The organism is Enterobacter sichuanensis (genome assembly GCF_009036245.1).
Lineage (GTDB): Bacteria > Pseudomonadota > Gammaproteobacteria > Enterobacterales > Enterobacteriaceae > Enterobacter > Enterobacter sichuanensis.
The window spans coordinates 3735424-3747464 of sequence record NZ_CP027986.1 but is presented as its reverse complement, the minus strand read 5'-3'; the positions used below and the strand labels follow the sequence as shown (position 1 = coordinate 3747464).

10 protein-coding genes are annotated in these 12041 nt (G+C 55.6%); 7 read left to right on the top strand and 3 right to left on the bottom strand.

The annotated features are described in order from the left end of the window. The first annotated feature begins 79 nt into the window (after positions 1 to 79). On the top strand, positions 80 to 1378 hold the full coding sequence (gene eno / locus C1N69_RS18120; protein WP_025757059.1) for a phosphopyruvate hydratase: 1299 nt from the start codon (positions 80 to 82) through the stop codon (positions 1376 to 1378). 53 nt (positions 1379 to 1431) lie between these two features. On the opposite strand, the gene C1N69_RS18115 is transcribed toward eno, so the two are convergent. Continuing rightward, positions 1432 to 2541: an SDR family oxidoreductase gene (locus C1N69_RS18115; protein ID WP_155031649.1), complete on the bottom strand. Its 1110-nt coding sequence runs from the start codon at positions 2539 to 2541 to the stop codon at positions 1432 to 1434. Between the two features lie 358 nt (positions 2542 to 2899). Further along, positions 2900 to 3724: a MurR/RpiR family transcriptional regulator gene (locus C1N69_RS18110; RefSeq protein WP_155031648.1), complete on the bottom strand. Its 825-nt coding sequence runs from the start codon at positions 3722 to 3724 to the stop codon at positions 2900 to 2902. Positions 3725 to 3888: 164 nt separating this feature from the next. On the opposite strand from C1N69_RS18110, the gene C1N69_RS18105 reads away from it, so the two are divergent. From C1N69_RS18105 to queE, 3 genes are read left to right on the top strand one after another with little or no spacing between them, the layout of a single operon-like run. Then, positions 3889 to 5448 carry a maltose/glucose-specific PTS transporter subunit IIC gene (locus C1N69_RS18105; protein ID WP_155031647.1) on the top strand — a complete coding sequence of 520 codons (1560 nt, stop codon included), beginning with the start codon at positions 3889 to 3891 and terminating at the stop codon, positions 5446 to 5448. After that, complete coding sequence (locus tag C1N69_RS18100) at positions 5448 to 6155, top strand: N-acetylmannosamine-6-phosphate 2-epimerase (protein ID WP_155031646.1); 708 nt, start codon at positions 5448 to 5450, stop codon at positions 6153 to 6155. The genes C1N69_RS18105 and C1N69_RS18100 overlap by 1 nt, the downstream gene beginning before the upstream one ends. A gap of 54 nt (positions 6156 to 6209) precedes the next feature. After that, the gene (gene queE, locus C1N69_RS18095; protein WP_023309006.1) at positions 6210 to 6881 is read left to right on the top strand and encodes a 7-carboxy-7-deazaguanine synthase QueE; all 672 of its coding nucleotides are present in this window, start codon (positions 6210 to 6212) and stop codon (positions 6879 to 6881) included. A gap of 88 nt (positions 6882 to 6969) precedes the next feature. Here the strand turns inward: queE and queD are convergent, their stop codons facing one another. Continuing rightward, positions 6970 to 7332, bottom strand: coding sequence for a 6-carboxytetrahydropterin synthase QueD (gene queD / locus C1N69_RS18090; RefSeq protein WP_003862700.1), 363 nt, complete (start codon positions 7330 to 7332; stop codon positions 6970 to 6972). A 305-nt stretch (positions 7333 to 7637) separates the two neighbouring features. Between queD and cysJ the strand changes: the two genes are divergently transcribed. The 3 genes from cysJ (at position 7638) to cysH (ending at position 11989) form a co-directional block, all read left to right on the top strand. Beyond that, entirely contained in the window at positions 7638 to 9443 is a 1806-nt protein-coding gene (gene cysJ, locus C1N69_RS18085) for an NADPH-dependent assimilatory sulfite reductase flavoprotein subunit (RefSeq protein WP_059384992.1), read from the top strand. Then, the gene (gene cysI / locus C1N69_RS18080; protein WP_059384993.1) at positions 9443 to 11155 is read left to right on the top strand and encodes an assimilatory sulfite reductase (NADPH) hemoprotein subunit; all 1713 of its coding nucleotides are present in this window, start codon (positions 9443 to 9445) and stop codon (positions 11153 to 11155) included. Before cysJ ends, cysI begins: the two co-directional genes overlap by 1 nt. Positions 11156 to 11254: 99 nt before the next feature. Continuing rightward, the gene (cysH, locus tag C1N69_RS18075; protein ID WP_155031645.1) at positions 11255 to 11989 is read left to right on the top strand and encodes a phosphoadenosine phosphosulfate reductase; all 735 of its coding nucleotides are present in this window, start codon (positions 11255 to 11257) and stop codon (positions 11987 to 11989) included. Positions 11990 to 12041 lie beyond the last annotated feature (52 nt).

Sequence of the window (12041 nt, the reverse complement as noted above, 5' to 3'; positions counted from 1 at the left end):
AAGTTAGAACGGCAACGCGTACCTTTGGTACGCGTTGTTTGTCTGGAGTTTTAGTTTAACTTGTACTGAGGAAAATCTAATGTCCAAAATCGTTAAAGTCATCGGTCGTGAAATCATCGACTCCCGTGGTAACCCGACCGTTGAAGCCGAAGTTCACCTGGAAGGTGGTTTCGTTGGTATGGCCGCTGCTCCATCAGGTGCTTCTACCGGTTCCCGCGAAGCGCTGGAACTGCGCGATGGCGACAAATCTCGCTTCCTGGGTAAAGGCGTACTGAAAGCGGTTGGCGCTGTAAACGGTCCGATTGCTCAGGCAATCATTGGCAAAGACGCCAAAGACCAGGCTGGCATCGACAAGATCATGATCGATCTGGACGGTACTGAAAACAAATCTAACTTCGGTGCAAACGCCATTCTGGCGGTTTCCCTGGCGAACGCCAAAGCGGCTGCAGCAGCGAAAGGTATGCCACTGTTCGAGCACATCGCTGAACTGAACGGCACCCCAGGCAAATACTCCATGCCAGTACCAATGATGAACATCATCAACGGTGGCGAGCACGCAGACAACAACGTTGATATTCAGGAATTCATGATTCAGCCAGTTGGCGCGAAATCCCTGAAAGAAGCGGTTCGTATGGGTTCTGAAGTATTCCACAACCTGGCGAAAGTGCTGAAAGCGAAAGGCATGAACACCGCTGTGGGTGACGAAGGTGGCTATGCGCCAAACCTGGGTTCTAACGCAGAAGCCCTGGCTGTTATCGCTGAAGCGGTAAAAGCGGCTGGCTACGAGCTGGGCAAAGACATCACCCTGGCGATGGACTGTGCAGCATCTGAATTCTACAAAGACGGTAAATACGTTCTGGCTGGCGAAGGTAACAAAGCGTTCACCTCCGAAGAGTTCACTCACTTCCTGGAAGACCTGACCAAACAGTACCCAATCGTGTCTATCGAAGACGGTCTGGACGAGTCTGACTGGACTGGTTTCGCATACCAGACCAAAGTACTGGGCGACAAAATCCAGCTGGTTGGTGACGACCTGTTCGTAACCAACACCAAGATCCTGAAAGAAGGCATCGAGAAAGGCATCGTTAACTCCATCCTGATCAAATTCAACCAGATCGGTTCTCTGACCGAAACTCTGGCTGCGATCAAAATGGCGAAAGACGCTGGCTACACCGCTGTTATCTCTCACCGTTCTGGCGAAACTGAAGACGCTACCATTGCCGACCTGGCTGTGGGTACCGCTGCAGGCCAGATCAAAACCGGTTCTATGAGCCGTTCTGACCGTGTTGCTAAATACAACCAGCTGATTCGTATCGAAGAAGCGCTGGGCGAAAAAGCACCATACAACGGCCGTAAAGAGATCAAAGGCCAGGCATAATTGCTTAAGCCTTAATATGAAAATGCCAGTCGAATGACTGGCATTTTTTTTGTCTATTTGAAGTCGACCGCCATTTGTTCCGGTATGCTCAGCCCCCGGGTGGTTTGCACGCAGCGGGCGATATAATCCGTAAACCGGGGTGGCTTCGGCATCCCCATGCTCAGCAGCTTGTCGTTGCTAAAGCGCACGTTAAGCGTGGCGAACGCACCGTATAACCGCATGGCTTTAAGCATCAGACGTTCATTGCACGGGCCAAAAATGTCCTTCAGCTCGCGGCGCATTCTGACCAGCGTTTCGTAGCTGACCTGCGCATATTTATCACCCACGGGGGCTTTCTCCAGCGCCTGCGCCATCGCATTATCAATATCCGCAAAGCGAACGCTGTTCTCTTCACCCGCCGAAATATGCACGACTTCTCCCGGACGAGCATTGCTGTGAAGCAGCATCAACAGCGCATCGGCACAGTAGTCCACCGGAACAACGTCGATTCGGTCTTCCATGGAGCACATAAACTTCTGCAGCATCAGACCCATGCTAAAGACCCAGAAAATGCTGCTCGATGGCGTGCAGCCGTGGCGGGTATGGCCGACAACGATGGACGGACGGGCAATCAGCAGCGGCAGGTCTGGACATGCCTGGCGCATCAGCTGTTCGATGGTTGACTTCGACCAGGTGTATTCCACCAGATGTTCAGCATTCTCTCTGAATTCAGCGCTTTCGGCGACCAGGGAATCCTGCTCAGGCGTGCATGACATAGCCGTGCCGACGTGGAGGAAACGCTGTAGCGTTGAAACCTGCTCCATGCGGCGCGCCAGCGCCAGAGTACCTTCTACGTTGACCTTCCAGATCAGCGGGTTATTTCCGAATGAGGCAACGGCCGCACAGTTAACGACATGTGTGACCTGATCCAGACGCGGATCGTTCAGGAAGGCTTCCGGCTGGCTGAGATCGCCAATAAGGATATTCTCTATACTCAGGGAGGCCAGTTTGTCCTCAGGAACGTTAAACTTGCGCATGTTCTCCAGCACCCGCTCCAGCCCGCTCTGCGCATCGCCGGCTCGCGCGAGCAAAAGGAGTTTTACAGCTTGATCGCTGGCCAGAACTTTCTCCAGTACTGCACCACCCAGAAACCCCGTCACGCCTGTAATCATTAACATCTTCATTAATACCGTCTCATTATGATTGATGAGGCGGATTGTAGGCGTGCAAAAGTAAACGGCATTTAAATAATAAAACGCCGAAACCGACGGCCTCTTAAGCTTATTTTAAGGAAAGGAAATCAGGTGGAGATATTTGACATTGCGGCTGGGATAAAAATTCAATTTATTAATGATTATATTTTAATTATTTGATTTTAAGGTGATTTAAATGGTTGTGTCAGCGTGTTAAGCATAATTCAAAATGTAATTAATATAATATTTTGTTACACCAAACATTTACCGGATAAATCATTTAAATAGAGCTTAACGCAAATCAGATGATATTAACCGCAGGCTATTTTATTTAGCCTGCGAAGGGTTTTCAGAGTAACAGAGGAAGCGTGGCGCTGGCGGTTTGCTGGCTAACGTCCCCGTAATGACTGTCCAGCGCAATCATGGATGTGGTCAGCAGCTCAACCAGCAGCATAACCCCAACCTTAGCATTGAGCGCGCCTGCGCTCAGTGGTCCCTCCGGTTTGGCGGCCACCAGCTGCATATCGCTCAGTGATGCCAGCGGGCTACGTGGCGTATTGCTGAGCGCCAGCACCGTAACGCCGCGCTTGCGGGCCAGTTTCACCACGTGAAGCAAATCCCGCGTTGAACCGGAGCTGGAGATGGCCACCACCAGGGTCTCTTTTGAAAGCGTGGTCGCATTCATGGCCGCGCGGTGCATATCGCTAAACAGCTGCGCCGGTTTGCCCAGCCGCAGCAGCTTATAGTGCAGATACTCCCCGAGTATGGCGCTGGCCGCAACGCCGTAAATCTGCACGGACTGTGCCTGATGCAGCGCCAGCGCGGCCTTTTCCAGCAGCGCGCGGTCGAGGAGTCGGGCGGTATCCTGCAAAGCCTGCACCGATTCCTCCACGACGTTATCAATTTCGTCCCCGGCCTGACGCGCGGGCTGGCACTGCTGAATATCCAGCGCAAGCGCCATCTTAAATTCGTTATAGCCCTTGCAGCCCAGCGTGCGGCAAAGACGCGTGACGCTGGCCTCGCTGGTATGGCTTTCGCGGGCCAGCTCGGTGATCGTCAGGTAGAGCACCCGGGCAGGATCGCTGAGGACAAACTCACCGAGTTTTTGTTGTGTTGGGCTGTACCCGGAAGCCTCCTGGCGGAGCTTCAGCAGCAGGTTTTCATGATCCGACATGCCACGTCCTTAATGCGTTTCTCTGCGCCTAGTGTGGCGGAAAGCGGGGGAAAGATGCCAGTCATTTCGAAAAAGTATGATCGGGCTCCTGGTTTATGATGATAATTTTCACTAGTAAATATTAATGTGGTAAAAATTTTCATCCATAAAAGGGGGATGAAAAAATGATGCAAATGTTCAGTGGGGCTTCTTCGGGCGGATGGTTTGAAAAAGCGCAGCGCTTTGGCAAATCTTTCATGTTGCCCATCGCCGTGTTGCCTGCGGCGGGTCTGCTGCTGGGAATAGGTGGCGCGCTATCGAATCCTAATACGCTGACGGCTTATCCGTTTTTAGATGTGGGCTGGCTACAGGCGATTTTCACCATCATGAGCAGCGCAGGTTCAATCGTCTTTGCGAACCTCCCGGTGCTGTTTGCCGTTGGAGTGGCCGTCGGGCTGGCCAAAAGTGATAAGGGTACGGCTGGGCTGGCGGCGTTACTCGCATTTCTGGTAATGAATGCCACCATCAACGCGCTGCTGATCCTCACCGGCAAGCTGGCGCACGAGAACCCGGGAGCAGTAGGACAGGGCATGACGCTGGGCATTCAGACACTGGAAACTGGCGTGTTTGGCGGCGTGGTGATTGGCCTGGTAACCTGCGCGCTTCATCATCGGTTTAATAAGATTGCGCTTCCGCAATTTCTCGGGTTCTTTGGTGGCTCACGTTTTGTTCCCATTATCAGCTCCCTGGCGGCGATCCTCGTCGGGGCTGCAATGACCGTGGTCTGGCCGCATTTTCAGAAACTGATTTTTGATCTGGGCGGGCTGGTGGATGCCACCGGTTATCTGGGGACGCTGCTGTACGGCTTTATTCTACGCATGCTGGGCCCGTTTGGGCTGCACCACATCTTCTATCTGCCGTTCTGGACCACCGCGCTCGGCGGCAGTGAGATGGTCAACGGTCACCTTGTTGAAGGCACACAGCGAATTTTCTTCGCCCAGCTGGCTGACCCTGCGACGCGTCAGTTCTATGAAGGTACGTCACGCTTCATGTCCGGGCGCTTTATTACGATGATGTTTGGCCTGCTCGGAGCGTGTCTGGCGATGTACCACACGGCAAAACCCGAGAACAAAAAACGCGTTGCCGGGCTGTTACTTTCAGCGGCGTTGACCTCGTTCCTGACCGGGATCACCGAGCCCATTGAGTTCTCCTTCCTGTTTATTGCGCCGGTGTTGTACGTCATCCATGCCCTGTTTGACGGGCTGGCATTCATGCTGGCGCACATGCTGCATATCACCATCGGGCAAACCTTCTCCGGCGGTTTTATCGACTTCGTGCTGTTCGGCATTTTGCAGGGGGAGGCCAAAACCCACTGGATGTTCGTTCCGCTGGTCGGCGTGCCGTGGTTCTTCCTCTACTACTTTACCTTCCGCTACCTGATTAACCGCTTTGATTTTGCCACGCCGGGCCGTGAAAAGGAGACGATGTCTGACGAGGTGACTCTTCCGCAAAGCGATCGCGCCGCGGCGGTGATTGCCGGATTAGGCGGAAAAGAGAATCTGGAAGAGGTGGACTGCTGTGCCACGCGTCTTCGCGTCACGGTAAAAGACGGCAGCAAAGTGAATGACGCGGCGCTGAAAGCCACCGGCGCGCGCGGCGTTATCGTGCGCGGAAACGGTGTTCAGGTCATCTATGGCCCGCACGTCACGATTATCAAAAACGAAGTGGAAGAGATCTTATCGTAATGAAAACTGTACTGGATACCCTGAAGGGAAAACTGGTCGTCTCCTGTCAGGCGCTGGAAAACGAACCCCTGCATAGCCCGTTTATTATGTCGCGAATGGCGCTGGCAGCGGCGCAGGGCGGAGCCGCCGCCATACGCGCCAACAGCGTAGTGGATATCGTGGCCATTAAGCAGCAGGTGTCGTTGCCGGTTATCGGCATCATCAAGCGGGATTATGCCAACAGCGAGGTGTTTATCACCGCGACGATGAAAGAGGTGGATGAGCTTATGACCGTCTCTCCGGAGATCATCGCGCTTGATGCGACGGCGCGGGCACGCCCCGGCGGTGAATCGCTGGAAGCCCTGGTCACGCGTATCCGCGCACGCTACCCCACGGTATTGCTGATGGCGGATATTTCCTCAACAGAGGAAGCCGTAACGGCGCAGGCGTTAGGTTTTGATTGCGTCGGCACCACGCTTTATGGCTATACGGCGGACACCGCGGGCCATGCTCTGCCGGAAAATGACTGTACGTTCCTCAAGGCGGTGCTGGCGGCCGTCACGATTCCCGTGGTGGCTGAAGGCAACGTGGATACGCCCGAGCGTGCGGCCAGGTGTCTGGCGCTGGGCGCGCATACGGTTGTCGTCGGCGGCGCGATCACCCGTCCACAGCAAATTACCGAACGGTTTATGGCGGCGATTGACGCGCAAAGCACCGATGGAGCATGACCATCCAGCGGGGATCTGCGATACTTATCGTTTATCCCCTTTACTGAGATGACTATGCAGTACCCGATTAACGAGATGTTCCAGACCCTGCAAGGCGAGGGTTACTTTACCGGCGTTCCCGCTATCTTTATCCGTTTACAGGGATGCCCGGTTGGCTGTGCCTGGTGTGATACCAAACATACGTGGGATAAGCTCGCTGATCGGGAAGTGTCGCTGTTTAGCATTCTGGCGAAAACCAAAGAGAGCGATAAGTGGGGCGCGGGCAGTTCAGAAGATCTGCTGGCCATCATTGGTCGTCAGGGCTGGACAGCGCGCCACGTGGTGATCACCGGCGGCGAACCCTGCATTCACGATCTGACCCCACTGACCGAGCTGCTCGAAAAGAACGGCTACAGCTGCCAGATTGAAACCAGCGGCACCCATGAAGTGCGTTGCTCGCATACCACCTGGGTGACGGTCTCGCCGAAAGTGAATATGCGCGGCGGATACGATGTGCTGTCTCAGGCGCTGGAGCGCGCGGATGAGATTAAGCATCCGGTGGGACGCGTGCGTGATATCGAAGCGCTGGATGAACTGCTGGCGACGCTGACGGACGAAAAGCAGCGGGTGATTGCCCTGCAGCCTATCAGCCAGAAAGAGGACGCGACGCGCCTGTGCATTGAAACCTGCATTGCGCGCAACTGGCGCCTGTCGATGCAGACGCACAAATATCTGAATATCGCCTGAAAAAAAGCCCGGTGGCGTTAGCGCTTTCCGGGCCTGGGTTTCGAGGCTTTTGTAGGCCGGGTAAGGCGAAGCCGCCACCCGGCAAGCATCACTCGCCGCGATACACGCAGCCTGCCGTACAGGTCTCTTTGATCATCACCGCGCTCAGCAGCGGAACCAGCGGTTTCATCTGATCCCAAATCCATTTCGCCAGCACTTCGCTGGTCGGGTTTTCAAGACCCGGGATATCGTTCAGGTAGTAGTGATCCAGACGATCGTAAGTCGGTTTGAATGCAGCCTTCAGCTCGGCAAAATCCATGATCCAACCGGTATGCGGATCAACTTCACCGGTGATCTCAAGACGCACCATAAACGAATGCCCGTGCAGTCGGCCGCATTTGTGTCCTGCAGGAACATGCGGGAGGTGGTGGGCAGCTTCGAAGGTGAAATCTTTAAACAGTGTGGTGGACATGATCGCTCTCAGTAATGCGGAAAAAACCGCCGCATAGTACCGGAAAGCACAATTTTTCGCATTAACTAAAACGGCTCTGAAGCCTGAGCTTGCATTAACAGCGGTTTTATATGGTTTTTATTTAACAATTTCAAAAAGTTACTTAATCGGTTTTATCGCTAAGAATGATAACTAAAACAGGTTAGTCCATTTGGTTATTTATTATTTCCATCCCTTCTTTAATTGTTATTATCCTCGCCGTTAACCTTATCTCTAGTTTGGTCTTTTTGCATAAATTCCGCTTTGCTACTGGAACATAACGACGCATGACAACACAGGCCCCACCTTCAAATTTGCTTCCCCTGAACCCGGAGCAACTGGCGCGTCTTCAGGCTGCCACCTCTGACTTTTCTCCCACTCAGCTTGCCTGGGTCTCCGGTTATTTCTGGGGAATGCTCAATCAGCAGCCTGGCGCTGTGGCGGGGGCACCGGCAACGGCCGTTGAAATTCCGGCCATTACCCTGATTTCCGCTTCGCAAACAGGCAATGCCCGCCGCGTGGCTGAAGCACTGCGTGACGACCTGCTGGCCGCCAAACTGAACGTGAACCTGGTCAACGCCGGGGATTATAAATTTAAGCAAATCGCGTCGGAAAAACTGCTGGTGGTTGTCGCCTCTACCCAGGGTGAAGGTGAACCCGCTGAAGAAGCGGTGGCGCTGCATAAGTTCCTGTTCTCGAAAAAAGCCCCAAAACTGGATGGCACGGCGTTTGCCGTATTTGGCCTGGGCGATACCTCCTATGAATTCTTCTGCCAGTCCGGGAAAGATTTCGACAGTAAGCTGGCGGAGCTCGGCGCGGAGCGCCTGCTGGACCGCGTTGACGCAGATGTCGAATACCAGACCGCCGCAGCGGAATGGCGTGCCCGTATCGTTGAGGTGCTGAAAGCCCGCGTGCCAAAAGCGACGTCGGCGCAGGCGGCGTTCGCCGCGACGGGGGCGGTCAACGACATCCACACCAGTCCCTACACCAAAGAGGCGCCGCTGACCGCGAGCCTGTCGGTGAACCAGAAAATTACCGGCCGCGATTCTGAAAAAGACGTGCGCCATATCGAAATCGATCTCGGTGACTCTGGCCTGCGCTACCAGCCTGGCGATGCGCTGGGGGTCTGGTATCAGAACGATCCGGCGCTGGTGAAAGAGCTGGTTGAGCTGCTGTGGTTGAAAGGCGACGAGCCGGTCACCGTGGAAGGCAAAACGCTGCCCCTCTCTGAAGCATTGCAATGGCATTTCGAGCTGACGGTCAACACGCCGAACATCGTCGAAAATTACGCCACCTTAACCCGCAGTGAATCCCTGCTGCCGCTGGTGGGCGACAAAGCGAAGCTGCAGCATTACGCGGCGACGACGCCGATTGTCGATATGGTGCGCTTCTCTCCGGCGCAGCTGGATGCCGGTGCGCTGGTCGGCCTGCTGCGTCCGCTGACCCCACGCCTGTACTCCATTGCCTCGTCTCAGGCCGAGGTGGAGAGCGAAGTGCATATCACCGTGGGCGTAGTGCGCTATGACATCGAAGGCCGCGCCCGTACGGGTGGAGCATCGGGCTTCCTGGCTGACCGCGTAGAAGAAGAGGGCGAAGTGCGCGTCTTTATCGAGCACAACGACAACTTCCGCCTGCCGGCGAACCCGGAAACGCCGGTCATCATGATTGGCCCGGGCACCGGTATCGCACCGTTCCGCGCCTTTATGCAGCAGCGTGCGGCAGACGGTGCGCCGGGTAAAAACTGGCTGTTCTTCGGTAACCCGCACTTTACGGAAGATTTCCTCTACCAGGTGGAGTGGCAGCGCTATGTCAAAGAAGGCGTACTGACCCGCATCGATCTGGCCTGGTCTCGCGATCAGAAAGAAAAAGTATACGTACAAGATAAACTGCGCGAACAGGGCGCAGAGCTGTGGCGCTGGATCAATGACGGTGCCCACATTTATGTCTGCGGCGATGCCAATCGCATGGCGAAAGACGTTGAGCAGACATTGCTGGAAGTGATTGCCGAATTCGGCGGTATGGATGCCGAAGCGGCGGATGAATTTTTAAGTGAGCTGCGCGTTGAGCGCCGTTATCAGCGAGATGTCTACTAATGAGCGAAAAACATCCAGGGCCACTGGTGGTCGAAGGTAAACTGACAGACGCCGAGCGCATGAAGCTGGAAAGCAACTACCTGCGCGGCACCATTGCTGAAGATCTGAATGACGGTCTCACCGGCGGTTTCAAAGGCGACAACTTCCTGCTGATCCGTTTCCACGGCATGTACCAGCAGGATGACCGTGATATTCGTGCCGAACGTGCGGAACAGAAGCTGGAGCCGCGTCATGCGATGCTGCTGCGCTGCCGTCTGCCGGGTGGGGTAATCACCACCAAACAGTGGCAGGCCATCGACAAGTTTGCCGGTGAAAACACGATCTACGGCAGCATCCGTCTGACCAACCGTCAGACCTTCCAGTTCCACGGCATTCTGAAGAAGAACGTGAAGCCGGTGCACCAGATGCTGCACTCCGTCGGGCTGGACGCGCTGGCGACCGCTAACGACATGAACCGTAACGTGCTCTGCACCTCTAACCCGTATGAGTCCGAGCTGCATGCCGAAGCGTACGAGTGGGCGAAGAAAATCTCCGAGCACCTGCTGCCGCGTACCCGCGCGTATGCAGAGATCTGGCTCGATCAGGAAAAAGTCGCGACCACGGACGAAGAGCCGATCCTCGGCCAGACTTACCTGCCGCGTAAGTTCAAAACCACGGTAGTGATCCCGCCGCAGAACGATATTGATCTGCACGCCAACGACATGAACTTCGTGGCGATTGCCGAAAACGGCAAGCTGGTGGGCTTTAACCTGCTGGTGGGTGGCGGTCTGTCCATCGAACACGGTAACAAGAAAACCTACGCCCGCACTGCGAGCGAGTTCGGCTTCCTGCCGCTCGAGCATACGCTGGCCGTGGCGGAAGCGGTGGTCACAACCCAGCGCGACTGGGGTAACCGTACCGACCGTAAAAACGCGAAAACCAAATATACCCTGGAGCGCGTGGGCGTGGAGACGTTCAAAGCGGAAGTGGAGCGTCGTGCGGGCATCAAATTTGAGCCGATTCGCCCTTACGAATTCACCAGCCGCGGCGATCGTATTGGCTGGGTTAAAGGCATCGACAATAAATGGCATCTGACGCTGTTTATCGAAAACGGCCGTATCCTGGACTATCCGGGGCGTCCGCTGAAAACCGGTCTGCTGGAAATCGCGAAGATCCATAAAGGTGAGTTCCGCATTACGGCTAACCAGAACCTGATCATTGCCGGCGTGCCGGAAAGCCAGAAAGCGAAGATCGAGAAGCTGGCGCGCGAACACGCCTTGATGGATGCGGTGAAGCCGCAGCGTGAAAACTCGATGGCCTGCGTGTCATTCCCGACCTGCCCGCTGGCGATGGCTGAAGCGGAGCGTTTCCTGCCGTCCTTCACTGACAAAGTGGAAGCGATTCTGGAAAAACACGGCATTCCGGACGAGCATATAGTTATGCGCGTCACCGGCTGCCCGAATGGCTGCGGTCGTGCGATGCTCGCCGAGCTGGGCCTGGTGGGGAAAGCGCCGGGGCGCTACAACCTGCACCTGGGCGGTAACCGTATCGGCACGCGTATTCCGCGTATGTTCCGCGAGAACATCACCGAGCCGGAAATTCTTGATTCCATCGACGAGCTTGTCGGGCGCTGGGCGAAAGAGCGCGAAGCGGGTGAAGGCTTCGGCGACTTTACGGTGCGTGCGGGCATCATTCGCCCGGTGCTCGATCCCGCCAGGGATTTCTGGGAGTAACCCATCCTTTGCCCGGTGGCGCTTCGCTTACCGGGCCTACGGGTTTTGTAGGCCGGGCAAACGCAGTGCCGCCCGGCAAAACAGGCAAACGAGGTTCTTATGTCCGTACTCGATCTAAACGCGCTTAACGCATTGCCAAAAGTCGAACGCATTCTGGCACTCGCTGAAACCAACGCTCAGCTGGAGAAGCTCGACGCCGAAGGGCGTGTGGAGTGGGCGCTGGAAAACCTGCCGGGAGACTATGTGCTGTCGTCGAGCTTTGGTATTCAGGCGGCGGTTAGTTTGCATCTGGTGAATCAGATCCGCCCGGACATTCCGGTGATCCTCACCGATACCGGCTACCTGTTCCCGGAAACCTACCAGTTTATTGACGAGCTGACGGACAAGCTCAGGCTGAACCTGAAAGTCTACCGCGCGGCTGAAAGCGCGGCCTGGCAGGAGGCGCGCTACGGCAAGCTGTGGGAGCAGGGCGTTGAGGGCATTGAGAAATACAATGAGATCAACAAGGTTGAGCCGATGAACCGGGCGCTGAAAGAGCTGAACGCGCAGACGTGGTTTGCGGGGCTGCGCCGTGAGCAGTCCGGCAGCCGCGCCACGCTGCCGGTGCTGGCGGTTCAGCGCGGGGTGTTTAAAGTGCTGCCGATCATCGACTGGGATAACCGGACGGTGTACCAGTACCTGCAAAAACACGGGCTGAAGTACCATCCGCTGTGGGATCAGGGCTACCTGTCAGTGGGAGATACCCACACCACGCGCAAATGGGAACCAGGAATGGCGGAAGAAGAGACGCGATTCTTTGGTCTGAAGCGCGAGTGCGGGCTGCACGAAGGGTAATTTCATTGACTCCCTCTCCCTGTGGGAGAGGGTTGGGGTGAGGGCATCAGGC

Bases quoted from the DNA above. Each gene is read 5' to 3' on its own strand.
- C1N69_RS18115 (WP_155031649.1), bottom strand. From the start codon at position 2,541: ATGAAGATGTTAATGATTACAGGCGTGACGGGGTTTCTGGGTGGTGCA.
- queD (WP_003862700.1), bottom strand. From the start codon at position 7,332: ATGTCCACCACACTGTTTAAAGATTTCACCTTCGAAGCTGCCCACCAC.
- C1N69_RS18100 (WP_155031646.1), top strand. From the start codon at position 5,448: ATGAAAACTGTACTGGATACCCTGAAGGGAAAACTGGTCGTCTCCTGT.
- C1N69_RS18105 (WP_155031647.1), top strand. From the start codon at position 3,889: ATGATGCAAATGTTCAGTGGGGCTTCTTCGGGCGGATGGTTTGAAAAA.
- cysJ (WP_059384992.1), top strand. From the start codon at position 7,638: ATGACAACACAGGCCCCACCTTCAAATTTGCTTCCCCTGAACCCGGAG.
- queE (WP_023309006.1), top strand. From the start codon at position 6,210: ATGCAGTACCCGATTAACGAGATGTTCCAGACCCTGCAAGGCGAGGGT.
- eno (WP_025757059.1), top strand. From the start codon at position 80: ATGTCCAAAATCGTTAAAGTCATCGGTCGTGAAATCATCGACTCCCGT.
- cysH (WP_155031645.1), top strand. From the start codon at position 11,255: ATGTCCGTACTCGATCTAAACGCGCTTAACGCATTGCCAAAAGTCGAA.
- C1N69_RS18110 (WP_155031648.1), bottom strand. From the start codon at position 3,724: ATGTCGGATCATGAAAACCTGCTGCTGAAGCTCCGCCAGGAGGCTTCC.
- cysI (WP_059384993.1), top strand. From the start codon at position 9,443: ATGAGCGAAAAACATCCAGGGCCACTGGTGGTCGAAGGTAAACTGACA.